The organism is Halomicroarcula saliterrae (genome assembly GCF_031624395.1).
In the GTDB taxonomy this organism is placed as follows: domain Archaea; phylum Halobacteriota; class Halobacteria; order Halobacteriales; family Haloarculaceae; genus Haloarcula; species Haloarcula saliterrae.
This window is the reverse complement of record NZ_JAMQON010000001.1, coordinates 1-25,820: the sequence shown is the minus strand read 5'-3', so window position 1 is coordinate 25,820 and position 25,820 is coordinate 1. Positions and strand designations below refer to the sequence as shown.

The window sequence follows — 25,820 nt, the reverse complement described above, 5'->3', positions numbered from 1 at the left end:
ATGAAGGCACCCCACGGCGGACACGACGGCGTGGTCAGCGGCTCGGCCGCGCGAGGACGGCGTAGAACGGGTCGGCGCCCGGCCGCTCCCGGACCACGTCGACGACGGCCAGCCCCGCGGCGCGACAGTAGGACTCGACCAGTTCGGCCCGCTCGTCCATCGACGCCGCGCGCCACGCGCGGACCGCTTTCGTCGGGAACATACGATTCGTAAACGTCACCGCGAGGACCCCCTCGGGTGCGAGGACGCGGGCGAACTCGGTGAACACCGCCTCGGGATACTGGAGATACTGGACCGACAGCGCACACAGCACCGCGTCGACGCTGTCGTCGGCCAGCGGGAGCGACTGGTCGGCGTTGAAGTCCTGAACGAACCACTCGGTCAGCGCGTCGTTCTCGGCCAGTTCCGCTTCGTTGAGGCCGTGACCGACGACGCGGGCGAAGGGGTAGTCGGGGAGATGTGACACCCAGCTGCTCATCGCGTCGAGGACGCGGTCGCCGGGCGCAAGCACGTCCGCGTACAGTTCGGTCAGCCGCGCGAGGAAGGCGTCGTCGGCGTGCGTGACGAACCGGGGGCTGTCGTAAAACGCGTCGTCGTCGCCCGAGTCGAGCTTCGAGCGCTCGCGCTCCGAGAGGACCATACCCGAGGCCAGGGGCGCCACGGACAAGAGCGAGTCGGCGCCCGGGGTTACCAATCGGAGCCAGCTGGCCCCCGCTGGCCATGCGGACGGATAACTATCTCGAACGTAGACATTTACAGCGCCGCTCGGTACTGCGACGACACGGATGCTCATCAGACACCTCCTCAACGGCGCGCTCTCGTTCGCCATCAGCGTCACGGTGGTACTCACACTGGCGGGGAACGGCGGGGGTGAGCCAAGCGGTGCAGGGCAACCGTCGTCGGACGACTCCGACCCCACGTGGGACCGGACGGATATGGTGGTGACGGCCGGCATCTCGGCGTTTCTCTCCGGGGTCTGTGCCAGCTACTTCGGGTCGAGCCGGCGGAAGTATCTATAGGGTCCGGGGCCTACTGTGCGAGTATGGGTCAGTGGAAGAAACACTTCGTCAACGGTGTCGTCTCGCTCGTACTCAGCGTCGCTATCACGGTCTGGCTCGCCGACGACGACGACGGTCCGTGGGACCTGTCGGACATGGCCCTGACCGCCGGCATCTCCGGGTTCTTCTCGGGGCTGTTCACCAGCTACTTCGCCAAGTAGGGCACATCACTGGCTCCCGAGCGGTAGTGACAGTCGAGCGCGGTTACACAGCCGACCGTCGTGGGGTTGGGTGGCTGTTCAACGGCTACTGTACGAGCTCCGTTCGTCCTCGGCGTAGCGCTCCTTTTCGGCCCAGTCCTCGATACTGGAGCGGGTCTCCCACACCGCCGTTTCGAGATGCTCCTGCCGTATCTCGGAATCGGCCCGGAGGGCCTGCCGGGCTGCGTCCTCGGCCAGCAACTCGATGTCGCTCGCCGCGTAGCCGGCGGTCGGTTCGACGACGGCGTCCCAGTCGACCGCGTCGGCCACCGGGCGGTCCCGGAGGTGAATCTTGAGAATCGCCTCGCGGGCCCGGGCGTCGGGCGGTGGCACCTCGACGCGTTCGTCGAACCGGCCCGAGCGCCGTAAGGCGCTGTCGACGTCCTCGACGAAGTTGGTCGCGCCGACGGTGACCACGTCGTGTTCGGCGGCCCCCTCGACCTCGGTGAGGAGCTGGTTGACCAGCTGTTGCTGATTGTCGCTGGTCGACCCGCGACGCGAGCCCGCGACGCCGTCTATCTCGTCGATAAAGAGGATACAGGGGGCGTTCGCCCGGGCTATCTCGAACAGGTCGGCGACGTTGCTCGCGGGCTCGCCCATCCACTTGCTGGAGAGGTCCGCCGGCGTCACTTCGATGAAGCTGTGGCCCAACTCCCCCGCGAGCGCGCCGGCCAGATGGGTCTTCCCACAGCCCGGCGGCCCGTAGAGCAGCAGCCCCGAGAGCACGTCGATGCCGTACTCGTCGTAGGCCTCGCTGTTCTGGACCGGGTCGATGACGGTGTTTTGCAACCGCTCTTTCAGCTCTTCCATCCCGCCGACGGAGGTGAAATCCCGGCCCGGCTCGGGCTCCACGAGGTTCGTCGCCTGCAGGTCGACGCCGTTGGGCTGGACCACCCCGCCCTCGGCGGCGTCCGCGGGGTCTATCCAGTCCGGGATGCTCGTCGCGGAGTCGTCGGCCGCCGCCTGCAGGTGGCCGGCCCCGATGGGCGCGTCTTCCCGGAGCGCCTGTCGGGCCGCGTTCTCCGCCAGCAGTTCGAGGTCACTGGCCGCATAGCCCGCCGTCGCCTCGACGATGGGGCCGAGGTCCAGGTCCTCGGCGGTCGGCCGACCGGCCAGATGGAGGTCGAGAATCGCCCGGCGGGCCGCGGCGTCGGGCGGTGGCACCTCGACGCGTTCGTCGAACCGACCCGACCGGCGGATGGCCCCGTCCACGTCGTCGACGAGGTTCGTCGCGCCCACCACGACGACGTCCTCCTCGGCGATGCCCTCCAGTTCGGTCAGCAGCTGGTTGACCAGTTGCTGCTCGCTGGAGTTCATGTTCGAGTCGCCGTCCCGGTCGCCGGCGATACCGTCTATCTCGTCGATGAAGAGGACACAGGGCGCGTTGGCCCGGGCGACGGCGAACAGCTCCTCGACTTTCTGGGCCGGTTCGCCCATGTACTTGCTCGTCACGTCGGCGGGGCTCACCTCGATGAAGGCGTGGTCTACCTCGCCGGCCAGCGCGCCGGCGACGTGAGTCTTCCCACAGCCGGGCGGGCCGTGGAGCAAGACGCCGTTGACGACGCCGATGCCGTACTCCTCGAAGGCCTCGGGGTCCGCCAGCGGCCGGACCACCTTGTGGTTGAGCGTCTCCAGTAGCTCGCTCATCCCGCCCACGTCGGCGAAGCTCCGGTCGGGGTCCGGGTCGACGACGCTCTCGGCCTGCATCTCGACGCCGTCGGGCTGGACGACCTCCGGTTCGTCGTCGCTCGGGCGCTCGCGGTTGACGGTCGGGGCGCCCTCGGATTCGGTCGGTGTCGGCCCGCCGTCGTCGCGGGAGCCGTCGGCTTCCTCGCGGGAGCGGCCCACCCGTTCCCGAATCGCGCGTTCGACGCGGTCGGGGTCGGCCTCGTAGCTGTAGGTGGCCAGCCGCCGGGGCTGTTCGCTGATGAACGCAGAGAGCCAGCCGTGCTGGCGCATCGCTTCCGCCGACGCGTCCGGGTCGCGAAAGGCCACCAGCGCGATGTCTTCCGAGTGTGGCGAGTGGAACTCCGCGAGCCAGAACGGGAGGTAACAGCGCTCGACCTCGGTGACAGTGTCGAACCCGTCGGGGTCGAAATCGCCCGGCAGCCCGTAGGACTCCCGGAGCTTCCGGAGGAAGACGTTCGCCGTGCCGTTCTGTTGCTCGCGGTACTCCTCGATGCGACGGGGGAGCAGCGACTCGGCCTCGCCGGTGGGGACCTGGAACTGCATGAGGACGGAGCGGCCGAGCTGTGGCGTGTCGACGCCGAAGTCGTAGTCGTTGGTCGCCCGGCGGACCAGTTCGGCGGTGCCGTCGGTGTACTGGGCTAACGCAGCGTCGTTGTCGGCCCACAGCCCGTCCAGTAGCGCCGTCGCCGTCTGCTCCTCAGTCCCGAACAGCTTCCCCTCGCCGGTCTCGTAGCGGTACGTGACGCGGAAGACGGGGTAAAACACCCGGTGGAGCCGTTCGAGCCGTTCGTCGTCACCGAACTTCGTCAGGGTGCGCTCGGCCAGCGTCTCACGTACCGTCGCCTCGTCCGGGAGCCGGCGGTCCGCGTAGATGTATGGGGCGAGACCCACGCTCAGACACCCCCGCGAATCGCCGCTTCGGCGTCCGAAAGCGCCGCGTCGGCGTCGAAACGCTCGATGGCAGCTCGCTGTGCGTCGGCGTCGTCCGCGAGGTCGCGAGCGTGGGCGGTAATGCCCGGAATCGCCCGGATGATGTTGTCCACGATGGGGACCGTCGCGGCCCGTGCCGACCGCGAGAGCGGATTCAGGTCGACGACCAGCTCGGTCTTGCCCAGCTCGCCGAGCGCTTCGGCGCGGTCGCCGTCTTCGAGCGGGACGAGCACCACGTCGGCGTCGCCGATGCCGTCGGCGTCGACCTTCGCGCGCTCGTGGTCCAGCCCCGGAATCCGCCCGTCGGCCGTCAGGCCCTTGACCTCGTCCGCCCCGTGTTCGCGGAGGTAGTCGGCGATGCGTTCTATGCGTTCCTCGGTGCGGTTGAAGAGGTTCACTTCGAGGTCGGCCCCGGTCGCCGCGGCGAGTTCGACGAGCTCGCCGGGGACGAGCGCCGCGGCGTTCCCGTTGACCGAGACGACCGCGTGGTCCGCCCCCAGCAGATACGCGGCGGCCGCTCGTTCGGCCCGGTCGGCGCTGTCGATGGTCGCCTCGCCCAGCAGATAGTCGTACGCCTCGCCCCGCCCCTGTGCGATAAGCCCCTGTCGTGAGGTGATACCCGCGTCGACACCCGCCTCGATTCGGTGCCGAGTCAACAGTGACTCGTACCGCGGGTGACTCTCCGGCACGTCTACGTCGTCGCTCATAGGCTTCGTTCGATATCACGCGTACAAAAGTCCTCGGTACGTGCGTGACAGGGTCACATTCCCCGGCGGCGCCTACTCGTCCAGCGTGCCGCCGGCGGGGTACACCGCACACGAGCGGGCGTCGTAGCCTGCGTCCGTCAGCCCGGTGCCCAGCGCGAACACCGTCTCGCCCAGCATCGCCATCGCCGCGTCGCCGCCCGCGTCGGTCACGTCCGCCACCACCTCGCGCACGTCGTCGGTCAGCAGCCCCGCCTCCCGGGAGAACTGCCGGGACGCCCGTGTCACCGTCGGGAGCGTCGGTTCCTTCACCACGGCCGAGAGGGCTCGCTCGCCGGCGGTCGTCAGGGCCTCGGTGTCGCCGCCGACGACCTCCGGCGTCGACAGCTCCCCCAGCGTGTAGTACTCCACGCGGGCGCGCTCGGGGACTGCGTCGACGTAGTTGTACTGCGGTCCGCCGGGCTCCAGCCGCAGCGGGATGCCGCCGCGCGCCTGTGCGACGACGTCGCCGAGACCGGTACCGGCCTGAACCTCCGCGCCGTGGGCGATAGTCACCAGTTCGTTGTAGGAGAGCCCGCGGTCGAACGCGGCGTTCGCGGCCAGCGCCGTCCCCAGCGCCAGCGCGCCGGAGACACCGAAGCCCGAACCGAGCGGGAGCGGCGTCTCGGCCGTGACCCGCGCCTCGGCGCGCAGCGCCGAGAGCACCCGCTCGACGGCCTCCATCTCGACCGCCTCGCCGTCCAGTTCGACCGTCGTCTCCGCCGCCTGCTCGACCGTCACCGAGACGCCGTCTGACAGCGCGATACCGCCGCCGCGGGAGCCCGCCTTCGTCGGGTCGTCGTCCCGGTCGACCGTGAAGAAGCCGGTCACGTGGCCCGGGACGAACGCTCGTGCGTCGTCGCTCATTGCCAGTTCGTGGGTGGCGGTGCGGTTAACGGTTGACGGTTCGCGAAGCGACGACCGTCGCGGCATCGGAACGAGAATGGACGACGTTCCGTTCGCGAAGTCGTCCCCCGCTCTGCCGACGCGTCCGCCGTCACCCTTACCTTGATGTGTGTTTACGCTAACGCGCTGCGTATACGATGCCGACTATCAGTGCACGACTCGCCGACGACGAGAAGGCCGAGCTCGACGACGTGGCCGAGTTGCTCTCGGAGGACCGGTCGACGACCATTCGGAAGGCGCTGCGGGAGGGGCTGGAGACGCTGCGCCTGCGGGTCGCAGTCGAGCGGTACCAGTCGGGGGACGTGTCCGCGGCCGAGGCCGCACAGATAGCGGACTGCTCTATCGCCGAGTGGCTGGACGTGGCCCGCGAGCGGAACCTCACGACCCAGCTCAAGCTGTCGGACCTGGAGCTGGACGCCGACACGGCCGCCGAGCTATGACGCGCATCTACGTCGGCCCGACCTCGCTGTACAGCCTCGGTCAGGTCGGCGAGCTCTCGCTGCTCGACGCCTTCGACGGCGACATCGTCGTTCCGGAGCCCGTCATCGACTCCGTGGACGTCGAACCCGCCGCCACGAACCTCGCGGCGTTCCTCGACGGCGGAGTCGAGACAGGTGTCGACGAGGGGCGACTCGGAGCAGCGCGGTCCGTGCTGGGGGCGAAAGACATCGGCGCCGGTGAGACTGTCATCGCGGGCGTGCTCGCCCACTGTGACCCGGCGGACCGTACAGCGGTCGCGGTCGTCTCGGAGGACCGCACCGTCCGACGCACCGCACAGGGTCTGGGCGCGGAGATCACCAGCAGCTTCGGCGTCGTCGTCCGGGCCGCCATCGAGGACAAGTATCTCAGTCCGGCCCAGGCAAAGCGCATCGTCCGGCGCATCGACCAGCACGGGATGCACCTGACCGGGGAGTTGCGTGAGCGTGCTGTCGGTGAGGTCGGAGAGTGAGTCTGACAGCCGTGGTCGAGCGGGCCGACGAGGGGTGAGTGCGACGCCGCCGTCGAGGCCGTGGCCGTGACAGCACAGCGGGAGGTATTTTACAGCCGAAAGAGACAAGTATTTTGTCCTGAATCGCAAGGTATGAACCTCGGAAGGCGGCGATTGCTACAGCTCTCTTCCGCCGGATTACTCGGCGCTGTGGCTGGCTGTGGCGGAGACACGGGTGGCGAGGCGCAACCGACGGACGCGAACCCCGGCGGTGGGAGCGACGGGGAGCCCACAGTCGCGCTCGGGGAATCGACGGCACTCAGCCTGGGAAGCGAGACGGAGTTGACCGTCACCCCGACCAGCGCCAGCCTCCAAGACGCGCTGGTGTACGGGGTGATGGAGAATCTGTATTCGGAGTCTCCCGAGGGGTCCGAGCAAACGTACCTCACGATAGCGACCGAGGTGGAGAACACGGGAACCGAGGACCTCAAAGTCCCCGATACCCCCGTATTCGAGTACGATGGGGAGGAGCACGAAAACACCTACACGAACACGTACGAGGATGTCTTCCCGCGGTACGCTCGGCTCGCGGCGGGTGAGTCGACGACCGGCTGGCTGGTGTACGAACTCGCGCCGTCGACGGCAGGCGGCCGCCTCCGTCTGGAGTACGAGGGGAGCGAGGGGGAGTCGACAGCCGAGTGGCCCATCGACGTCCAGCAACTGGACCGAGAGCAGTACGACTTCGACACGCTGGACCTCGGCGAGCGCCAGGCCTTCGGCACCGACACACAGCAGATATCCGTCAGCGTCCTCTCGACCGAAGAGACCCAGTCGTATCTGGACAAGGACAGGGCGGACGGAGACCGAGCGGAGGCTCCGGAGGGAGAGAAATTCGTCCTCGTCACGCTCTCGACGAAAAATATCGGTGAGAAGTTCGTCGCCGTCCCGTCAGTGTTCGATATCAAGCTCCTGACCGACGAAGACAATTATCTGAGGGGCGATTACAGCGGCGATGCCGAGGAGTACAAGAGCGGGACGATAACCCCAGGGGAGGAGGAGCGGGGGTTACTCCTGTTCAGGGTGCCCGAGAGCGCGTCCGCAAACGAAATTCGCGTGCAGTTCACGTCTGATATAGCCGCCAAGTGGCGTCTGTAGGCCACAGTCAACCGCGCCCGGAGTCCGACACAGCAGCGGGACGGCGAGGCTCCGGACATCCCGACCGGACATAGATGCGTGGGTTTAACAGTCCGGACCCCGACCGGGCGAGTATGCAGGGTAATCTTCCGCCGGAAGCACAGGAGAAGCTCGAGGAGCTACAGGACCTTCAGGAGACCGCACAGCAGGTCGCGACACAGAAACAGCAGGCCGAGTCGACGCTACAGGAGTCCAAGACCGCACTCGACGAGCTCGACGACGTGGACGCGGACACCACGATGTACCGAGAAGTCGGCGAGCTCCTCGTGAAGACGGACCTCGACGAGGCCCGCGAGGACCTCGAAGAGAAGGTCAGCAACCTCGAAGTCCGCGTCGAGACCCTCGAAAAACAGGAAGAACGCGTCCAAGAGCAGTTCGAGGAGCTCCAGAGCGAGCTTCAGCAGATGCTCGGCGGCGGCCCGGCCGGCGGCCCCGGCGCAGGCGCGTAAGGCGATGCCGACCGACGACGAAGTCGTTCAGACGGCCGCTGAAGCGGCCGAAAACGTCATTTTCTCTCGGCTTGGCGTGAGCGAAGTCGAGGACTACGACGTGACGGTCACGTTCGAGGACGGCGTGCTCGACGTGGACGTGTACGTCAACGCTCCGGATAGCTCGGCCGACGAAGGGCGGCTCGCGGACGACGCGGCGCTGGCGGCGCGGGGTGCTGTCGACGAGCTGTTTGGGGAGTAGCGAGGCACTGAGCGCAGCGAAGTGCCTCGAAGCGACACGGCGACCGCTGGGAGCCGTGGAGCAGTAGCGAGGACCCGACCGAAGAGAGTCCTCGAATAGGCGAGCGGGGAGCGATGTGACCCGCGAGCAGTAGCGAGGCACTGAGCGCAGCGAAGTGCCTCGAAGCGGAACGGGGAGCCGCAAGCCGGAAACGGCCCGCGCCCGAGCGTCAGGTCCGGTTACTCGCGAAGCCGGTCCGAAACGCGATCCAGCCCAGCACGCTGACGAAGAGAATCGGTGGGAGAATCATGAAGCCCCACAGCGGGTCCAGTCCCCACCCGAGCAGGAGGACGAGGTCGAAGAGACCGATGGCCACGAACGGCGCGATGAACAGCGTGGCCTTCTTGCGGGTCATCCCCTCGACGAGCCCCTCGTCGTCGTCGTCCTCCAGCAGGTCCGCCGTCGTCCGCTCGGTGGGCTCGTCGCGGCCGAGTCCGGACTCAGCGGTGTCGTCCATACAGGCGCTCGGGTCGCCACGGTGAAAAACATCGCGTTCGTCATACTGGTGGCTGTAACTTCGTGGAGATATCCGCCACCCCGGGGTGGCGATATTTTCCACGTGATGACAGCCGACAGTATCAGCCGTCGATATCGGTGACGGTCGCCTGCTGTCCGGGGCGTTCGGCCGCCGCGTCTCGCCAGCGACGCCCGACCAGATAGCCGTCGGCGCCGTCGTCGGCCCACGCGGGGGCGTCCTGCACCCACACCGTCGCCGAGGCGCTACAGCAGGCCCGCGCCCACTCGCGGGCGAGGGGTTTCGAGTCGAACGCTCTAGTGGTCCCCTCGCGGTTGACCCACCGGCCGACGCGAGCGCTCACTCGCCGCGCGGAGGGTTTCACGGCCACGAGATAGCCCGAATCGGTCACAGCGGACACTCACGCGCCCGCCCGGTAAAACGACAGCGGGCTAGTTTTTCATACCCACACACCGAACCGTTTTATATGGAACACGAGGCCACGGTCGAGGGGGTCGGTGTGGGGGTAAGCGAGGAAGGGGCGGGGACGCCGGTGGTTCTCCTTCGCGTGCGCGAGGAAATCGTCCCGATATTCGTCAGCTCCGACCAGGCCCAGTCGATGCAGCTGGCCATCGACGGCGAGCCCTTCGAGCGGCCGCTGACACACGACCTGCTGGTCGAGATGGTCGCGGAGTTCGGCGGGGCAATCGACCGTGTGCGCATCGACGACCTCACTGACGGCACCTTCTACGCGAAAGTCGACACCGAGCAGTATCTCGAAGACCGGCGCAAGGAGATGGTGTTCGACGCCAGACCCTCCGACGGCATCGCCATCGCGCTGCGGGTGGACTGCCCGCTCGTCGTCTCCGACGAGGTGGTCGACGCGGCCGGCCGGTCGCCGGAGGAGTTCGACGTCGACGAGGAGCTGTAGTCCGACTGGCGAGGGAACACCCGCAGGTAGCTGGTAGCTATGCCGGGACTATGCTTTCGGCGTTCAGGTGCTGACCCCTCCCATGGAGCATCCCAGCGAGGAGCGGCGTGTGAATCGCGCCGCCGATGTCTCGGCCGTTCCCCTCACGCTACTTACCCTCCTGATACCCCGGCTCGCCGAACCGGCGGCGGTGCTCGATGAGTCGGCCACCGTAGTCGCGGCCAACGAAGCGCTGTCGACGCTCGCAGGCGGAGACGGGGAACTCGTCGACGAGTCGCTCACGGCCGTCTTCCCGGCGCTCACGGGCGATGCCATCGAGAGAAACATCGAGCGTCCCGGCGAGTACGTGACCGTCCGGACCGGCGACGAACCCGAGCGCTGGGTCGAGTTCGGGTTCGACCGCCACGGGGCATACGTCCTCTGTGTAGGCCACGATGTCACCGGCTATCGGGCGAAGGAACACCGTCTCGAAGAGCACGAACGCGTCCTCGACACCATCCACGACGCGGTCTACACGCTGGACCACGAGGCGACTATCAGGTCGGTCAACGGCGCGGTGGAGACGCTGACCGGCTACGACGCCGAGGAGCTGGTCGGGGCGGACGTCTCGTTACTGGTCGACGAGGCGACCGTCGAGCGGGGACAGGAACTCACCCGAGCGCTGCGCGACGGTGAGCGGGACGTGGCGACGCTTTCGAGCGAACTCACGACCGCCGACGGGGAGACCGTCCCCATCGAGACGCAGTTCGCGACCGCGCCCCGGGAGAACGGCCCCGACCGGCACGTCGGTGTCGTCAGAGACATCGCCGACCGGCAGGCGTTCGCCGAGACGCTGGCGTCGGTCCAGCGGGCGACCCGGGAACTGCTCTACGCCGAGACCAGCGAGGCCGTCGCCGAACACATCGTCGGGACGGCGACCGAAGTGCTCTCGCTGTCGGGCGCCACGCTCTACCTGTTCGACGCCCGGCGGAACGTCCTGTGGCCGGCCGGCGCCGCCGGAGTGGCGGGCACCGACGAGCGACAGGCCCTCTGTGGCGAGGACGAGGGCGTCGTACGCGACGTGTTCCTCGAGGGAACCGAGCGCTCGGTGGACAGCGGCGACCGGTACCAGCCACTGGGCGACCACGGCGTGTTCCACACGGTGGCGGCCGAGCCCGACGACCGGACGCACGAACTGGTCGAACTGCTCGCGCGGAGCGCCCGGGCCGCTCTGGAACGCGTGGGCCGCGAGGCGACGCTCCGGGAGCGCGAGGCGACCCACCGCCGGCAGGCCGAGCGCGTCGCCGAGCTGGAACGGGTGCTTGCGGTCCTCCGGCGGACCACCCGGTCGCTCGTCGACGCCGACAGCGTCGAGGCGGTCGAGCAGGGCGTCTGCGCGGCGCTCACGGAGTCCGACTGGGTATCGTTCGCGTGGATCGGTCGTGTCGACGCGGACGGCGTCGACCCGCGGACGTGGGCCGGGCGGGGGTCGAACTATCTGGAGGCCGTCTCGCTCTCGACGGCCGACCCGGACGGGCCGCCGGCCGTCCGGACGGCGCGGTCGAACGAGCTGACGACCGTCGACGCCATCGCCGAGGACATCCGAGAGCAGCGCTGGCGAACCGCGGCCATCGCGCGGGACTTCCAGGCGGTCATCAGCGTGCCGCTTCGCGTCGACGGCGTCAGCTACGGCGTCCTGAGCGTCTACGCGAACCGCCCCGTGGAGTTCCGGGAGCCGCTCACGTCGGTGTTTGCCGACCTCGGGGACAGCGTCGCAAACGCCGTCCGCGAACACGAGCTTCGGACCCGCTACGCCAGCGACAGCGCCGTCGAACTCTCACTGACCATCGCTGTCCCCGACTCGCCGCTGGGGCGGCTCGCTGCCGTCCTCGATACGACGGTACACGGCGAGGCGGTGATTCCGGTCGACGGGACCGCGACACGGCTCTTTCTGCACGTCCCAGACACCGACGCGGAGACGGTCGCGGACGCGGTGACGACGGTCCAACACGTCGACTCGGTGGTCACCGTCGCCGACGATGACCGGTACGAACTGCTCGCCCGGGAGCCGACCGTCGTCGGCCGGCTGATGCGACACGGCGCGCGCCTGGGCGAGGTGCGCGTCGCGGACGACGAGATGGAGCTGACGGTCGTACTCGCGGCCGAGACCGACGTGCGGACGTTCATCGACCAGACGGCGGAGTTCTGCGAGGGCGTGCAGTTGACCGCCCGGCGCGAGCGGCCCTCGCCGACCCATCGGGGCGGGGTCCGCGACTCGCTCGAAGCCCAGTTGACCGACCGCCAGCTCGAAGTGCTCCGGACGGCCTACAGTAGCGGCTTCTTCGAGTGGCCACGGACCACGACCGGCGAGGGCGTCGCCGAGATGTTAGACGTGTCCCAGCCGACGGTGAACAGACATCTCCGGGTCAGCCAGCGGAAACTGCTGGAACTGGTGTTCGACGACTGAGACGGCAAGGGGTATACACGTAGTGTCGGCGCTTCGGCGTGGCTATCCACGTAGCCACAACTAGTTTTTCGGCTCCCTTGTAACTGAGAAACAGCGAGTCGAGATAATGACAGGTAATTCCACCGAAACAACCGTCCCGGAGACTGAGCCGCTGAGTCACGCTGTCGTCTACGCTGTCGCGGAACTGAACAACGTCGACCCCCTCGACCTGAACGAGCGCCTCTTCGATTGCATCGACCCGGACGCCCTCGATAAGCTGTTCTCGGGTGGCGGCGCCTGTGGGGCCGTGCAGTTCACGATGGCGGGTTGTCACGTGGAGGTCTCCGCGGACAGAACTGTCAGCGTCCATCGGCTCCACGACGGCGCGGCGACGGCCGAAGCGCGCGTATAGCGCGCCACACAGCGTCTCCCGTATCCAGTGTTCCAGCCCGCTAGTCGTCGGCGACGAGCTGCTCGCCCTCGTCGGAGACGAGCCGGTCCATCGCGTCGACCATCGCCCGCACCGAGGCCCGCGTGATGTCGGAGTCACTGGCCGAGACGGCGACGTGGTCGTCCCCGCGGGACATCTCGATTTCGACGGTGACGATGGCGTCCGTACCGCCGGTGATAGCGTCGACGTGGTAATCTTCGAGCGTGGCGTTGGCGGTGTGGGAGAGCGCGTCTTCGGTGGCGTTCATCGCGGCGTCGACGGGGCCGGAGCCGACCGCCGCGGCCTTGCGCTCCTCGCCGTCGACCGAGAGCCGCACGCTCGCGGTCGGCGTGTCCGAACCGGAGACGGCGGTCAGGCCGAGCAGCTCGACCCGGCGGTCCTGCTCCTGGCCCGTGACCTCGTCGGCGATGGTCAGCAGGTCGGCGTCGGTGACGCGCTTGCCGCGGTCGCCCAGTTCCTTGACGCGGCCGACGATTTCGGAGAGCTGGTCGTCGGTGACCGCGACGTCGTGTTCGTCCAGCGCGGCCTCGACGCCCGCACGGCCGGCGTGTTTGCCCAGCGCGAGCCGTCGCTCCCGGCCCACCTTCTCGGGGGCGTAGGGCTCGTACATCGCGTCGTCTTTCAGCGTGCCGTCGGTGTGGATGCCCGACTCGTGGGTGAAGGCGTTCTGACCCACCACGGCCTTGTTCGGCGCGAGCTGGATGCCGGTCCGGTTGGCGATGAGCTTCGCGAGGTCGTACACCTCGGTCAGGTCCATCGAGTCGACGCCGTAGCCGTGGTCTAAGGCGATGGCGACCTCTTCGAGGGCGACGTTGCCCGCGCGCTCCCCGATACCGTTGATGGTGCCGTGGACGAGGTCGGCCCCCGCCGCGACCGAGACGAGGGCGTTCATCACGGCCAGCCCGAGGTCGTCGTGGGTGTGGGCGCTCACCGGCCCCAGCTCCGAGAGCCGGGAGACGCATTCGAGGGCGCGGTCCGGCGTCGCGTGACCGACGGTGTCGGCCCAGCAGATGCGGTCCGCGCCGGCCTCCAGAGCGGCCGCCAGTAGCTCTTCGAGGTAGTCCAGGTCCGCCCGGGAGCCGTCCTCGCCGATGACCTCGACCCACAGCCCGTGGTCTTTCGCGTACTCGACGAGTTCGACCGTCGACTGGACGTTGTCCTCGCGCGAGGTGCCGACCTTGTCCTCCACGTGGCGGTCGCTGGCCGGGACGACGAGGTCGATGCCGTCGACGCCACACTCCAGTGCGAGGTCGATGTCGTTCTGGATGCCACGGCAGAAGCTGGTCACCGTCGCCGACAGGTCGAGCCCGGCGACCCGCGAGATGGTCTCGCGCTCGCCCGGCCCGGTGCAGGCGCTGCCGGCCTCGATGACGTCGATAGCCGCGGTGTCGAGTTTCCGAGCGATAGCGGCCTTGTCGTCGGGCGTCAGCGAGACGCCGGGGGCCTGCTCGCCGTCGCGCAGTGTCGTATCCAGGAACTGTACCTCACCGACGTCTGAGAGCGCACGCGTCGCTGGGTGCCCTCCGAACAATGTGTTCTGACTCACAGAAGATCCACTTCCATCACACAGCTGGACGAATTTCACACCCAGTCGCCTCGCGGCGACTTCCTCTATCCTCCGTCGGGTAGTCCGACATAGTAACCGGTACTGGGACGTTCATGGTCTTTAGTCTGTTGGAAGCGAACCGGCGTCAGGACTCCACGACGACCGTATCGCCCACCTCGACGCCGTCGGCGGCTCCCGCCGGGAGTTCCAGCACCGTATCGGCCTTCGCGTAGTCGACCGAGCGCCACGGATACATCGTCCTGGCCTTTCGGACCTCCTCGCCCGCCAGCCAGACCACGTCGATGGGCATCCCGACGAACAGCATGTGGATGAGCCGCCGGCGAACCGCGCCGAAGGGCCACGCCGGCTCGAAAATGAACGCGAGCGCGTAGTCGTCCGGAATCGACCGCCGGAACATCAACCCGCGGGACTGCTCCAGCATCGTCTCGGCCACGTCGACCTCGGTGGCGAGAACGCTGGGAGAGCCCTCGGGGTCGTGAACGACGCGCATACGCCGGGCGACGGGACGGGGTGAAAAAAGCGTTCCGTCGGGCGGGACCGTCGTCGAGTCGAGGGAAAAACACGACGAGTGCCAGAGCCCAGCCGAGCCCGGGGTAGTTCATCGTGTCTCGGCCCCTTGTAGCGATTTACCGGTACGCGCCGACCCCGGGGTCGGTCCGGACGGACAGATTCAGGTGGCCGGACGCCCGACAGCGGGTATGGAGAAGGCACCGGGCGGGACGAGCGTCGGCGTGGAGGACCCGTACGACCACGTCGACCGGTGCGATTTCGTCACGAGCGAGGGGAAGTGCCGCTGGGCGCGCGAACACGGCCACCACGACCCGGAGTTCGCGAACGCCCGTAGCGCCGAGGCGTTTCGCTGTCCGGCCGCCGTCGGGGAGGACGGTGACCCCGACGATTCGGACTGGGCGTGGGCGGAGTGCCCGCATTTCCGCTGTCAGAACCACGACCGCGAGTGCGTCCGCTGCGGGCTCGAAGAGCGCCGTATCGCCCACGACGACTCGCGGCCGCTGCTGGAGGAACACCATCTCTCGTACGCCGACGACGACGAACTGAGCCACGAGATAACCGTCTTCCTCTGTCGGTGGTGTCACGCGAAGGTCCACAACTCGTGGGCCGCCATCGACGACGACGCCAGCCCCGACCCCGAGGCAATCGCCACACGGGAGGGCCGCAAGACCACGGAGCGGTCGGAGCTCGGTTTCCAGTCCGCCGCCGACCGGTACGGCGACGGAACCGAAGACGTGTAGCCGCGCTGCCGCGAAAGGTATCAGCCGTGATAATCAGGCGACCGGGTTCTAAGTAGACCGCCCCGGAATCTCCCGTATTGTGAACCGGCCGGAGCTCTCGAAGCAGTCGCTGGGCACTGGCTACGTGGTCGGGGCAGGCGCCGCGCTGTCACTGGCGCTCGTGGCCCACGCAGCGACGGCGATGGCGGTCGGTCCGACGGCGACGCTGGTCGTCCTGGCGGGGCTCGGGCCGGCCCTCTGGCTGGTGGCGGCGAACCAGTGGCTCCCACGGAGCGGGCTCGAAGGTGAGCAGGTCTGGCGGGTCGCGGAGTGGGCCGGACTGGGTATCGGCCTGCTGACGCTGCTGCACGTCGGCGTGGTGCTCGCCGGGACGCCGGTCGCGACGCCGCGGACAGCGCTACTCGCCAGCAGCGTCGCTCTCGGCGGGTTCGTCGGCCTCCTCGTGGGGACGGTGCTCGAACTGCGACGGACCAAGCGGCGCCTCGCCCAGAGCAACGACGTGCTCAACCGGGTGCTCAGACACGACCTGCGCAACAGACTCAACGTCGTGCTCGGCCACCTGAGCGAACTCGAACGGACGACGTCGGGCGAGGCCGCGACACACACCGAGGAGCTTCGCCACACCGTCGAGGAACTGCTCTCGACCACGGAGAAGGCACGCCAGATCGACGTGGCACTGGGCGCCGCCGACCGCGAGCAACACGCGGTCGACCTCGTGTCGGCCGTCGAGAGTCGCCTCGACGCCCTCGAACAGACGGCCCCGGACGCGACCGTCGAACGGGACCTCCCCGAGCGGGCGATGGTCCGGGCCGACTGGCTGCTCGACTCCGTGCTCGACAACGTCGTCGAGAACACCCTCGTCCACAGCGAGACGGCGCCGTCGCTCTCCGTCGCCGTCGAGGTCGACGGGCGGACCACGCGGCTGCGCCTCGTGGACGACTGCCCGTCGATTCCCCAGACGGAGCTCGACGTCTTCTCGTCGCGAAGCGAGACGCCGCTGTGTCACTCCAGAGGCGTCGGGCTCTGGCTCGTCATCTGGGTCGTCGAGAGCTACGGGGGAGCGGTAGCGTTCGAGCGGACGGCCGACGGCGGCAACGTCGTCACGCTCTCGTTCCGGACGGCGACGTGGCTGACGAGGCGACCACAGCGTCTGCCCTGACAGGGCGGTGTGCTATCAGGAGATATATAGGCCCAGATAGCGTCTCGCCTACCAATGACCCACATCGTCGTCATCGACAACCACGGCCAGTTCACGCATCTGGAGCAGCGTGCGCTCCGTGACATGGGCGTAGACGTGGAGCTGCTGGACAACGACACGCCGCCGGAGGAGATCGACGCGGACGGTATCGTCCTCTCGGGCGGTCCGGACATGGACGACATCGGCAACTGCGCCGACTATCTCGACCTCGACGTCCCCGTGCTGGGTATCTGTCTGGGGATGCAGCTCATCGCCGACCAGCTGGGCGGCGAGGTCGGCGGCGGCGAGTACGGCGGCTACGCCGACGTGACCGTCGAGATTCTCGACGAGGACGACCCCCTCATCGGCTCGCTCGCACCGGAGACCCGCGTGTGGGCGAGTCACGCGGACGAAGTGAAAGAGGTCCCCGACGGCTTCGCCCGCACCGCGACTTCCGACGTGTGTGGCGTCGAGGCCATGAGCGACACCGAACGCGGGCTCTACGGCGTCCAGTGGCACCCGGAAGTGGCCCACACCGAGGAGGGCGAGGCCGTCTTCGAGAACTTCCTCGCAGTCTGTGACCAGCAGTCGGCACCGCGACAGTAGGCGCGACGACGAGCGGCTGGATTTATGTAGTGCGGCTGGATGTGATAGATAAATGACGACGACACAGGGAAATCTTGCGGGCCTCTCCCGGTTCATTTTCCGGGCGCCGAACTGGTACGCCAGTATCGGTTTCGCCCTGTTTATCGCCGCGCTGACCGGCATCGCGGCCTTCGACTCGCGGTTCGTGCTCGACGACGCCTGGCAGGGCGTCTTCTTTATCGGACTGCCGACGGCTATCGCCGGCGCGGTGACGCCGTGGGTCGACCGCCGAATGGGCGGCCAGTTGACCCCCAACCGGGCCTCCCTGCTCGCGCTCATCTGTGAGCTCGTCACCATCGCCTTCCTGACGGTCGCGGGCGTCATCGCCCTCGTGAGTTCGACGCTCGGGTCGAACTTCGTCTTCGACGTGTTGCTGGTCGCGTTAGCGTCGGTGTTCGCCTTCCGGCTGCTCATCCTGCTCGCCGTCTCCCGGTACAGCTTCCTGAAGGCGACGGTCCCGGCCAGCGTCCAGACCGTCGCCGCAGCGGGCATGCTCGCAGTCTACAGCGGGGCGACCACCTACCTTCTGGACGACCCGATGCTACAGGACATGCTGGCCCGCTCGGAGCAGGCGCCGCCGGCGCTCCAGGGATTCATTCCGGCGGACTTCGTCCTGCTCGCCGCTATCTGCCTGCTGTACGCGCTGGCCGTCTGGGTGTTTCTGGTCGCTATCGACCGGCCGTGGCGCTCCTCGCTCGGGGTCTCCGCGCTCGATTTCCTCCGTGGCTTCGTCGGCTATCTCGCCGAGGGGTCCGACGAGCTGGAGACGTTCTTCGAGGACATCGGCGAGGAGGCCATCGTCCCCGTCACCGTGCTCGCGGTTCGCCGGCCCGACGGCGAGGAGAAAGCCCGGTTCGTCCTGCCGATGATACACCCCGGACCCATGGGGGAAATCGGCGGCGGGAACCTCCCAAAGCGGGTCGCCGAAGTCGCCGACGGGGTGGCGTTCCCCCCGCACGCGACCGCCGGTCACGACTTCAATCTCGTCACGGAGAGCGAGGTCGAGACTATCCTCGACGCCGCCGAGACTGCCTTCGAGAACATCGAGTACAGCGCCGAGGCCACCGCGGGCAAACGCCACGTCGAAGGCGAGGCGACGCTGCTGGGCCAGGCGTTCGGCGACGACGCCATGGTCGTCACCACCTACGCGCCGGGCTGTGCCGACGACGTGGACTACGCGGTCGGCCTCTCGGCGATGGCCGAGGCCCGGACCGGCGGGCTGGAGGACGTGTTGCTGGTCGACGCCCACAACTGCAACGACGGGCTGGCGGGCGAGGACCTCGGCCACGTCGTCCCCGGGAGCCAGCGCTCCTTCGATATGATACACGGCGCCGGCAAGCTCGGCGAGCGACTCGCCGCGGCGGAGACGGGGACGCTCCGCTGTGGCGTCGCCTGGGCGGAGACGCCGTGGGTCCCCGAGGAGGGCATCGGCCCGCTCGGCATGCGGGTCGCCGTCTTCGAGGTGGAAGACGAGCGGACGGCCTACGTCCTCGTCGACGGCAACAACATGGAGCCCGGCCTGCGAGAGGCGATTCTCGACGCCGTCGAGGGCGTCGATACGGTGGAGGTGATGACCAGCGACACCCACATCGTCAACACGATGGACGCCGAGAACCAGGTCGGCCAGGTCATCCCCGAAGCCGAGGTGGTCGAACGCATCGAGGCGCTGGTCGCGGAGGCCATCGACGACCTCGAACCGGTCGAGGCCGGGATGGAGAGCGAGACGGCCGAGGTCACCGTCTTCGGCAACGACCGCACCGAGACGCTCGCCTCGACGGCCAACGCGATGGTGTCGCTGGGCGGCGCGCTCGCGGCGGCGTTCGTGCTCGCGGTGATGGCCGTCAGCGTCCTCATCTTCCTCGCCGCCGGCGTGTAGCCGGCCGCCGATCTCCCCGGTCGAGACCGCCCCGGAGAGCCGTCTGTGGAGGGGGTCTCCCGTGACCACCACATTACTAACGGAGAAAAGTTAGTAGTGAAAATATTTATATCGGTGGCGTCCGCTTGACATTCACACAACATGAAACTGACTCGACGTGACGCCATCGGGGCGCTTAGCACGGCCGGCATCGCGGCGGTGGCGGGCTGTGAGTCGCTCGGCGGCGACCGGACCGACACGGAATCGGGGACCAAAACGGCGGCGGGGACGCCCGGCGACGGCGAGATGGGCAGCGACTCGGGGGCGATGATGGCACTCGCCGAGGCGCTGTACCCCTCCGATGCCGAGGTGACCGAGGAGTACCTCGGGACGTATCTGTACGGCCGGATGGTGGACGAGGAGTCCTACCGGACCGAGGTACAGGCAGGGGTCGACACGCTCGATAGATTGGCACGGGACGCCCACGAGAGCCGGTTCGCCGAACTGAGCGGCGGCGAGCGCGTCGGACTCATCGAGGACACCGACCTGCGGACCGGCGACTCCGTGCCTGACGGCACCGATATCCAGCGGGCGAACTACTACCTCGTCGACGAGTTGCTGTTCGCGTTCTACGCCTCCCCGACCGGCGGCGAGCGGGTCGGCAACCCCAACCCGCGAGGCTGGCCCGGCGGCTACGGCTACAACGGGGCTGGGTCACCATGAGTGACGCACAGTCCGACGGCACGGACTGGACACCGGTAGAGGGCGCCGACGTCTGCGTGATCGGTGCGGGGCCGGCGGGGGCGTTGCTCTCGCACTCGCTGGCGAGACGCGGTCACGACGTGGTAGTCCTCGAAGCCGGCCCGCGTTTCGACAAGGCCGAACGGGTCGACCGGATGAAGACCCAGCTCCGGCCGGGTCCGAGCCACGACGAGATCTGGGACATGGGCGGGGAGCGCGACGAGTACTCCGCGTCCGGGGCCCACTCCTGGCCGCTGAACCAGCGCCGGGTGAAGGGTGTCGGTGGAACCAGCCTCCACTGGGGAGCCGTCGTCCCGCGGCTGTTCGAGAAGGACTTCGAGATGCAGAGCCGCTACGGGATCGGCCGGGACTGGCCCATCAGCTACGAGGACCTCCGCCCGTACTACGCGCGAGCGGAACGGGAAATCGGCGTCTCCGGCGACGAGGACGCTCCCTACCAGCCGCCCCGAGAGGAGCCGTTCCCGATGGACCCGTTCGAGAAGAGCCGTCCCAGAGCGCTGTTCGAGGCGGCCGGCGAGGCCCTCGACATCACGGTCCAGGACATGCCGATGGCGATCAACAAAGGCGACTACGACCGCAACGCGTGCCAGGGGTACGGTACCTGCCAGTTCGTCTGTCCCTCCGGCGGGAAGTACAGCGCCGACATCCACGTCGACAAGGCCGAGGCCGAAGGCGCCACAGTTATCGACCGGGTACCGGTCCAGCGCCTCGAACACGGGCCCGACGGCGAGGAGATCACCGAGGCCGTCTACGAGACCCCGGAGGGGGAGACCCACCGCCAGACTGCGGACGTGTTCGTCGCCGCAGCCGGCGCCTACGAGACGCCCCGACTCCTCTTGCTCTCGGACTCGCCCCAGTATCCCGACGGCCTCGCCAACTCCAGTGGAACGGTCGGGAAGTACTTCATGGGCCACCCGCCCGCCGGCGTCCTCGGCTTCATCCCCGGGGAAGACACCCTCCAGGGCGCGTTCGGCCCACAGGTAACGACGGCTATCCACCAGTTTTACGACGACAACCCGCCGGAGAACGGCTGTGTCAACATGTTCCCGCTGAACACCGCCGGCCCCTCGCCGGCGACCATCGCCATGGGACAGGACACAATCGGTGACGAACTCCTGGAGACGGTCGACAGTCAGTACGGGAGTACGGTGGGCGTAAACATGAGCACCGAGATGCTCCCACGCGAGCGCAACCGCATCACCCTCGACCGGTCCAAGACGGACAGCTACGGGAACCCGGTCCCGGACGTGCAGGTCGAACCCGGAGAGTACGCCCGGAACGGCCAGGAGACGGGCATCGAAGCCGCGAGCTCGCTCATCGAGGAACTGGGCGGTAACGTCGTCTACGCCGAGGGGACCATGACCGCCGAGCACGACGAGTTGGGTCCGCTCGGGAAGGGTGGCTACCACCCGATGGGCGGGACGCGGATGGGGACCGACCCGGACGAGAGCGTCGTCGACCCCAATCTACGGACACACGACCTGGAGAACCTCTACATCTCCAGTGGCGGCGTCTTCGTCACCGGTGGCGCCGCGAATCCGACGCTGACGATCATGGCCCTCTCGTTGAAAGCGGCCGACCACATCCACGAGACAGCACTGTAACTGCGATTGTCGTCGAGTTCGGGCGCCCGAGCCGTCGAACCAGCGCAGCATCGCTGGCCACCGAACGGCGGGCTGACCGCCGGCTATCGTTCACCTGGAACTATCGGGAGCAGCGCAGACGGGGACCGCCGAGCGTTCAATTACTCGCGGTCGGTGTCCGGGTACCCTGGTTCCGGACGGACTCCGGAACCCAGGATAGCACCAGCCATTCGCCGTCGGACGGTGCGAGCGTGAACCAGTCCGTCTGGACGGCCGACCCAGCGGGCGAGGCGTAGGCGACGTCCGCGTGGACCTCCGCCTCGCTGTCCGACTGGGAGATGACCGCCGTCGACTCGATCGCCGCGCTTATCGCGGAGACCGCGCCGAAATCCGAGAAGTTCGCTTCCCGTATCGGGGGCGCCTGGCTCTCCGGATGGTACAGTTCGTTGGCCCCTTCGATGTCGTCGTTCCCGTACAGCGTGTCGTAGAACCGCCGGACCGTGGCCTCCGGCGTGGCGAGGTCGCCGTCCCCACTCTCGTTCGTACTCCCGGATGGAGTTCCGGCCGGCGTCCCAGTCGACGTCTCGGTTCCGTCTCCACCGGAGTCACTCGAACAGCCAGCGATACCAGCCGCGCCGATCGCAGTCGCGGTCAGCAGTTGTCTGCGTCGCATACGCTACCGGCCTCGCGTTAGTGACTTGACTCTAGGGCGCTAGTGTTAGTATCGTTAAAAAGTAGGTCAGTTGGGGAGCAAAAGTAAGTCAGATTCGGTAACGCCAGATAGTTATAGAACCGGTGGAACGGGGGTGACACAGCCGGCCCGGCGCCACAGGGCATCGCTGTCGGTCGGTCCCCGACGCGAACAGACGACAGTTACAAACCCGATCACGTCCTGTAGCCAAGCAATGGAGGTAACGGACCGGGTTCACGTCGCCGCCCACGGCTGGGAAGTGGCGCGGCTGGTCGAACCCCTGTTCGAGCTCAAGGGGGACAAGCTGGTCCTCATCTGTCCGATGGACGACGCCTATCTGGCCGACTTCGAGCACGAGATGATCGCGGACCTGGAGTCGATGGAACGCCTGGAAGTCGAGCTCCGTCAGGCGAACTTCTACGACCTCGACAGCAGCGTACAGGCCTTTACCCAGGCGGTCAAGGACCACGAGGGCGACGAGGTGTACATCAACATCTCCACGGGGACCAACATCGCGGCCATCGCCGGCATGATGGCCGCCCAGACCTCGGACGCGACGCCGTACTACGTCACGCCCACGCTCACCGACAGCGAGGACATCGAGGACGGAGAAGAGGTCTGGACGCCCGACCGACCTATCTTCGACCAGGCCGGCGAGATATCGGAGCTACCGGTGTTCGAGCTCCAGGGGCCCTCCGCGGAGCAGCTCCAGATCATGGGTTTCCTCTTGAACAAGGACGGCGTTACGAAGAAGGAGCTCATCCGCTTTGCGGAGGAGAGGGAGCTCCCCTTCATCGCGACCACCGAGGCCAAATCAGACGAGGGTCGCTACCGGCTCCTCGAATCGCACATCATCGACCCGCTCACCGACGGGGGCTACGTCCGCGTCGAGAAGGCCGGCCGGAAGAAGAACGTCTTCCTCGAACAGCGTGGTATCGACGCGCTGGCCGCCTTCCCGCTCGACGAGGAGACCGTCGAGACCGTCGAGGGGAACGGGGTCTACGGGAAGCCGAACTTCCCCACGCTGCCCGACCGCGAGACGACGGTGTCCGATATAACCGGGTTCAAACCCGAAATCGACGAGGAGTAACAGCGCCGAAATCGTCGCCCCGCACCGAGTTCTCAGGACCGTCCCAGAAGAGCCACCGCGACCACCAGTGTGACTACTGCGCCAGCGACGCCGAGGCCCGGCCCGCTGGCGCCGGTTGTCGACTGTCCGGTGGCGGTCGCCTCACCTGACGCCCCGGTCGCCGGCCCGACGGCCACCGTCGCCGTCGCGCGGGTCACGGTGTCCCCGTCGTCGGCGGTCGCCACCACGTCGTAGCTCCCGCTCGCGCCCGCCGGAACCGAAAGCGTCAGCGACGGCGTGACGGTCGACCCGGCCGTGACGGTCTGAAACAGCCACTTCCGTTCGCCGTCGTTCCAGAACCCACCGTCGTCGGTCCGGCCTTCGACTGTCCAGTCCGCGGGGAGTTCGGTGACGGTGACGATGCCGGAGACGTCCTCGTCGGCGGTGTTTTCCAGCGTGAACGTGACAGTGGCAGTGCCACCGGCCCGGGCGTCGTCGCCCGTCGCCGAGAACGCGACCGCGGCCGACTGCCCGACGACCGGCGCAGCGACGACGACGAGACAGAGCAGTCCGAGCGCGAGTGCGGACAGACGCCTATGCATGACTGCAAGTCAGTCCCCGCCGGCGTTTATTAAATCTGTCTGCCGCGGGAATTATCACAGCGGGTCGGTCGCTGCGCTCGTCATTTGTGCTGCACAGAAGCGCCGAGGAGGAGATTTGAACTCCTGAGTCCGTGAGGACAGTTGCTTTCGAGGCAACCGCCTTGGCCAGGCTAGGCTACCTCGGCTCGTTTCTCAGTTCCGCCGTCTGGTGTTTAGGCGTTTCGATTGGTCGAGTGACTCGGTAGCACGTCTCAGAACCCATCGACACTGCCGTCCGCGGGCCCCGTCCGTCGCCGACCACCGCGAAGTCGGGACGACGCTACCGCTTACTCGTCCGGGTCACCGTAGCCGCCGCCCCCCGGCGTCTCGATGCGGACCGTCGTGCCGGCCTCGACCTCGCGGGTGACCTTCGCCGGGACCGCTTCGCCGTCGATGGCGTTCGTCCCGCAGGCGCCGTCCAGTCCCCCGGCCAGTCCCCACGGCGCCGTCCGGCGCCGCTCGGTCAGCAGGGAGACGGTCGCGTCGGTCTCGATAGTGAGTTCCCGGACGATACCGTCGCCGCCGCGGTGGCGCCCCGCCCCACCGCTGCCACCGCGGAGGCCGTACTGCTCGACCCGGAGCGGATACGCGACTTCCAGTGCTTCGACCGGCGTGTTCAGCGTGTTCGTCATGCCGACCTGCACGCCCGAGGGGCCGTCGGCGTCCCGGCTCGCACCCATCCCGCCGCCGATGGTCTCGTAGTAGCTGAAGCCGGACCCGCCGACGACGAGATTGTTCATCGTCCCCTGACCCGCCGCGGGGACGCGGTCGGGCACCGCCTCGGCGAGCGCTCGGAACACGACGTCGGCGACGCGCTGGCTCGTCTCGACGTTCCCGCCGACGACGGCCGCCGGCAGTTCGGGGTTGAGCAGCGACCCCGCCGGCGCGTGGACGCTGATGGGGTCATAACACCCCCCGTTGGGCGGCACGTCGGGGTCGGTCACCGAACGGACCGCGAAGTACACCGCGCTCTTTGCGACCGACAGCGGCGCGTTGACGTTGCCCGCGACCTGTGGCGCGGTCCCCGAGAAGTCCACGGCGAGTTCCCGGCCGTCGACGGTCACCGTGACCTCGATGGGGATGTCGGCGTCGGTGACGCCGTCACCCTCCAGCCGGTCCGTCGCGGTGTAGCTGCCGTCCGGGAAGTCGGCCAGTTCGGCCGCGACGCGCTCGCGGGAGTAGTCCCGGACGGCGTCGAACGCGGCCAGCAGGCGTTCCCCGTGGTCCTCGAGCAGTTCGCCGACGCGCTCGGCGCCCCGCTCGTTGGCCCCGAGTTGCGCCCGGAGGTCCGCCCGGCGCTGTGCCGGGTTCCGGACGTTCGCTTCGAGGAGGTCCCAGACGGCGTCGACGCGCTCGCCGCCGGCCACCAGCCGCGTCGGCGGGATACGCAACCCCTCCTGCTGGATGTCCCGGGCGCCGGCCGGCATGCTCCCGGGCGCCATCCCGCCCACGTCGGCGTGGTGAGCCCGCGAGACGGCGTAGCCGAGGATGTCGTCCCGGCGGTCTCGCGGCGCCGAGGCGCGGGGCGCCTCGCTGATCGGCGAGACCAGCGTCACGTCGGGGAGATGGGTCCCGCCGGCGAAGGGGTCGTTGAGGACGAACACGTCGCCGGGCCGGGGGTCGCAGTCGAGCACGGCGTCGACGGCCTCCGGCATCGCGCCCAGATGCACCGGGATGTGCTCGGCCTGGGCGACCAGTCGGCCCTCGGAGTCGAACAGCGCCGTCGAGCAGTCCCGGCGCTCGGTGATGTTCGGCGAGAACGCGCCCCGGACGAGCACCTCGCCCATCTCCTCGGCGACGCTCTCCAGTTGGTTCCTGAGGATTTCGAGTTCGATGGCGTCGATGTCGTGGTCGGTCATCGCGTGGCCTCCAGTGATCGACCGGCCGCGAGTGGAACGAGCGGCCGGCCTTTTTCACCCATGTTTTTCGAGTCGAGCGGGAC

Annotated in this window: 28 protein-coding genes and 1 tRNA gene; 17 read left to right on the top strand and 12 right to left on the bottom strand. The window is 68.1% G+C overall.

Annotation, left to right across the window (positions count from 1 at the left end):
* Positions 1 to 34 precede the first annotated feature (34 nt).
* Positions 35 to 640 carry a class I SAM-dependent methyltransferase gene (locus NDI56_RS00145; RefSeq protein WP_310917369.1) on the bottom strand — a complete coding sequence of 202 codons (606 nt, stop codon included), beginning with the start codon at positions 638 to 640 and terminating at the stop codon, positions 35 to 37.
* 145 nt (positions 641 to 785) lie between these two features.
* Here NDI56_RS00145 and NDI56_RS00140 point away from each other — a divergent pair, with 145 nt between their 5' ends.
* Positions 786 to 1,019: a hypothetical protein gene (locus tag NDI56_RS00140; RefSeq protein WP_310917367.1), complete on the top strand. Its 234-nt coding sequence runs from the start codon at positions 786 to 788 to the stop codon at positions 1,017 to 1,019.
* A gap of 23 nt (positions 1,020 to 1,042) precedes the next feature.
* Positions 1,043 to 1,219: a hypothetical protein gene (locus NDI56_RS00135; protein WP_310917366.1), complete on the top strand. Its 177-nt coding sequence runs from the start codon at positions 1,043 to 1,045 to the stop codon at positions 1,217 to 1,219.
* Positions 1,220 to 1,297: 78 nt separating this feature from the next.
* On the opposite strand, the gene NDI56_RS00130 is transcribed toward NDI56_RS00135, so the two are convergent.
* From NDI56_RS00130 to NDI56_RS00120, 3 genes are all read right to left on the bottom strand, one after another.
* Complete coding sequence (locus tag NDI56_RS00130; RefSeq protein ID WP_310917364.1) at positions 1,298 to 3,838, bottom strand: AAA family ATPase; 2,541 nt, start codon at positions 3,836 to 3,838, stop codon at positions 1,298 to 1,300.
* Between the two features lie 2 nt (positions 3,839 to 3,840).
* On the bottom strand, positions 3,841 to 4,584 hold the full coding sequence (locus NDI56_RS00125) for a 4-phosphopantoate--beta-alanine ligase (protein WP_310917362.1): 744 nt from the start codon (positions 4,582 to 4,584) through the stop codon (positions 3,841 to 3,843).
* Between the two features lie 72 nt (positions 4,585 to 4,656).
* Positions 4,657 to 5,487: a pantoate kinase gene (locus NDI56_RS00120; protein ID WP_310917361.1), complete on the bottom strand. Its 831-nt coding sequence runs from the start codon at positions 5,485 to 5,487 to the stop codon at positions 4,657 to 4,659.
* Positions 5,488 to 5,663: 176 nt separating this feature from the next.
* On the opposite strand from NDI56_RS00120, the gene NDI56_RS00115 reads away from it, so the two are divergent.
* From NDI56_RS00115 to NDI56_RS00095, 5 genes are all read left to right on the top strand, one after another.
* Positions 5,664 to 5,966: a UPF0175 family protein gene (locus NDI56_RS00115; protein WP_310917360.1), complete on the top strand. Its 303-nt coding sequence runs from the start codon at positions 5,664 to 5,666 to the stop codon at positions 5,964 to 5,966.
* Positions 5,963 to 6,475, top strand: a complete 513-nt coding sequence (locus tag NDI56_RS00110; RefSeq protein ID WP_310917358.1) for a PIN domain-containing protein — start codon at positions 5,963 to 5,965, stop codon at positions 6,473 to 6,475. Before NDI56_RS00115 ends, NDI56_RS00110 begins: the two co-directional genes overlap by 4 nt.
* 132 nt (positions 6,476 to 6,607) lie before the next feature.
* Positions 6,608 to 7,609 carry a DUF4352 domain-containing protein gene (locus NDI56_RS00105; RefSeq protein WP_310917357.1) on the top strand — a complete coding sequence of 334 codons (1,002 nt, stop codon included), beginning with the start codon at positions 6,608 to 6,610 and terminating at the stop codon, positions 7,607 to 7,609.
* Between the two features lie 113 nt (positions 7,610 to 7,722).
* A complete protein-coding gene (locus NDI56_RS00100; RefSeq protein WP_310917356.1) occupies positions 7,723 to 8,097 on the top strand; it encodes a prefoldin subunit beta in 375 nt (124 codons plus the stop codon).
* 4 nt (positions 8,098 to 8,101) lie between these two features.
* Entirely contained in the window at positions 8,102 to 8,338 is a 237-nt protein-coding gene (locus NDI56_RS00095) for a DUF3194 domain-containing protein (RefSeq protein ID WP_310917355.1), read from the top strand.
* Positions 8,339 to 8,546: 208 nt separating this feature from the next.
* Here the strand turns inward: NDI56_RS00095 and NDI56_RS00090 are convergent, their stop codons facing one another.
* Positions 8,547 to 8,834: a DUF8142 family protein gene (locus tag NDI56_RS00090; RefSeq protein ID WP_310917354.1), complete on the bottom strand. Its 288-nt coding sequence runs from the start codon at positions 8,832 to 8,834 to the stop codon at positions 8,547 to 8,549.
* Positions 8,835 to 8,955: 121 nt separating this feature from the next.
* Entirely contained in the window at positions 8,956 to 9,243 is a 288-nt protein-coding gene (locus tag NDI56_RS00085; RefSeq protein WP_310917353.1) for a DUF8081 domain-containing protein, read from the bottom strand.
* A 75-nt stretch (positions 9,244 to 9,318) separates the two neighbouring features.
* Here NDI56_RS00085 and NDI56_RS00080 point away from each other — a divergent pair, with 75 nt between their 5' ends.
* From NDI56_RS00080 to NDI56_RS00070, 3 genes are all read left to right on the top strand, one after another.
* Positions 9,319 to 9,762: a bifunctional nuclease family protein gene (locus NDI56_RS00080; RefSeq protein WP_310917352.1), complete on the top strand. Its 444-nt coding sequence runs from the start codon at positions 9,319 to 9,321 to the stop codon at positions 9,760 to 9,762.
* Positions 9,763 to 9,844: 82 nt separating this feature from the next.
* The gene (locus tag NDI56_RS00075) at positions 9,845 to 12,208 is read left to right on the top strand and encodes a bacterio-opsin activator domain-containing protein (RefSeq protein ID WP_310917351.1); all 2,364 of its coding nucleotides are present in this window, start codon (positions 9,845 to 9,847) and stop codon (positions 12,206 to 12,208) included.
* A gap of 106 nt (positions 12,209 to 12,314) precedes the next feature.
* Complete coding sequence (locus NDI56_RS00070) at positions 12,315 to 12,599, top strand: HalOD1 output domain-containing protein (protein ID WP_310917350.1); 285 nt, start codon at positions 12,315 to 12,317, stop codon at positions 12,597 to 12,599.
* 40 nt (positions 12,600 to 12,639) lie between these two features.
* On the opposite strand, the gene NDI56_RS00065 is transcribed toward NDI56_RS00070, so the two are convergent.
* Both NDI56_RS00065 and NDI56_RS00060 read right to left on the bottom strand, forming a co-directional pair.
* Positions 12,640 to 14,184 carry a (R)-citramalate synthase gene (locus NDI56_RS00065; RefSeq protein WP_310917349.1) on the bottom strand — a complete coding sequence of 515 codons (1,545 nt, stop codon included), beginning with the start codon at positions 14,182 to 14,184 and terminating at the stop codon, positions 12,640 to 12,642.
* 145 nt (positions 14,185 to 14,329) lie between these two features.
* On the bottom strand, positions 14,330 to 14,695 hold the full coding sequence (locus NDI56_RS00060) for a DUF192 domain-containing protein (RefSeq protein ID WP_310917348.1): 366 nt from the start codon (positions 14,693 to 14,695) through the stop codon (positions 14,330 to 14,332).
* Between the two features lie 208 nt (positions 14,696 to 14,903).
* Between NDI56_RS00060 and NDI56_RS00055 the strand changes: the two genes are divergently transcribed.
* From NDI56_RS00055 to NDI56_RS00030, 6 genes are all read left to right on the top strand, one after another.
* Positions 14,904 to 15,455 carry a DUF7097 family protein gene (locus NDI56_RS00055; protein ID WP_310917347.1) on the top strand — a complete coding sequence of 184 codons (552 nt, stop codon included), beginning with the start codon at positions 14,904 to 14,906 and terminating at the stop codon, positions 15,453 to 15,455.
* Positions 15,456 to 15,534: 79 nt separating this feature from the next.
* The gene (locus NDI56_RS00050; RefSeq protein ID WP_310917346.1) at positions 15,535 to 16,614 is read left to right on the top strand and encodes a sensor histidine kinase; all 1,080 of its coding nucleotides are present in this window, start codon (positions 15,535 to 15,537) and stop codon (positions 16,612 to 16,614) included.
* A gap of 54 nt (positions 16,615 to 16,668) precedes the next feature.
* Complete coding sequence (locus NDI56_RS00045; protein WP_310917345.1) at positions 16,669 to 17,238, top strand: GMP synthase subunit A; 570 nt, start codon at positions 16,669 to 16,671, stop codon at positions 17,236 to 17,238.
* Positions 17,239 to 17,290: 52 nt separating this feature from the next.
* Positions 17,291 to 19,153 carry a DUF2070 family protein gene (locus NDI56_RS00040; protein ID WP_310917344.1) on the top strand — a complete coding sequence of 621 codons (1,863 nt, stop codon included), beginning with the start codon at positions 17,291 to 17,293 and terminating at the stop codon, positions 19,151 to 19,153.
* 141 nt (positions 19,154 to 19,294) lie between these two features.
* On the top strand, positions 19,295 to 19,855 hold the full coding sequence (locus NDI56_RS00035) for a gluconate 2-dehydrogenase subunit 3 family protein (protein WP_310917343.1): 561 nt from the start codon (positions 19,295 to 19,297) through the stop codon (positions 19,853 to 19,855).
* Positions 19,852 to 21,498, top strand: coding sequence for a GMC family oxidoreductase (locus tag NDI56_RS00030; RefSeq protein WP_310917342.1), 1,647 nt, complete (start codon positions 19,852 to 19,854; stop codon positions 21,496 to 21,498). The genes NDI56_RS00035 and NDI56_RS00030 overlap by 4 nt, the downstream gene beginning before the upstream one ends.
* 136 nt (positions 21,499 to 21,634) lie before the next feature.
* On the opposite strand, the gene NDI56_RS00025 is transcribed toward NDI56_RS00030, so the two are convergent.
* Entirely contained in the window at positions 21,635 to 22,150 is a 516-nt protein-coding gene (locus NDI56_RS00025) for a hypothetical protein (RefSeq protein ID WP_310917341.1), read from the bottom strand.
* Between the two features lie 232 nt (positions 22,151 to 22,382).
* Between NDI56_RS00025 and NDI56_RS00020 the strand changes: the two genes are divergently transcribed.
* On the top strand, positions 22,383 to 23,258 hold the full coding sequence (locus tag NDI56_RS00020) for an HFX_2341 family transcriptional regulator domain-containing protein (protein ID WP_310917340.1): 876 nt from the start codon (positions 22,383 to 22,385) through the stop codon (positions 23,256 to 23,258).
* 32 nt (positions 23,259 to 23,290) lie between these two features.
* Here the strand turns inward: NDI56_RS00020 and NDI56_RS00015 are convergent, their stop codons facing one another.
* The 3 genes from NDI56_RS00015 to NDI56_RS00005 all read right to left on the bottom strand — a co-directional run bounded on the left by NDI56_RS00015 (position 23,291) and on the right by NDI56_RS00005 (position 25,737).
* Positions 23,291 to 23,839, bottom strand: coding sequence for a COG1361 family protein (locus NDI56_RS00015; protein WP_310917339.1), 549 nt, complete (start codon positions 23,837 to 23,839; stop codon positions 23,291 to 23,293).
* A gap of 100 nt (positions 23,840 to 23,939) precedes the next feature.
* Positions 23,940 to 24,024 (bottom strand) — tRNA-Ser (locus tag NDI56_RS00010).
* A 141-nt stretch (positions 24,025 to 24,165) separates the two neighbouring features.
* Positions 24,166 to 25,737: a hydantoinase B/oxoprolinase family protein gene (locus NDI56_RS00005; RefSeq protein ID WP_310917338.1), complete on the bottom strand. Its 1,572-nt coding sequence runs from the start codon at positions 25,735 to 25,737 to the stop codon at positions 24,166 to 24,168.
* Between the last annotated feature and the right edge of the window lie 83 nt (positions 25,738 to 25,820).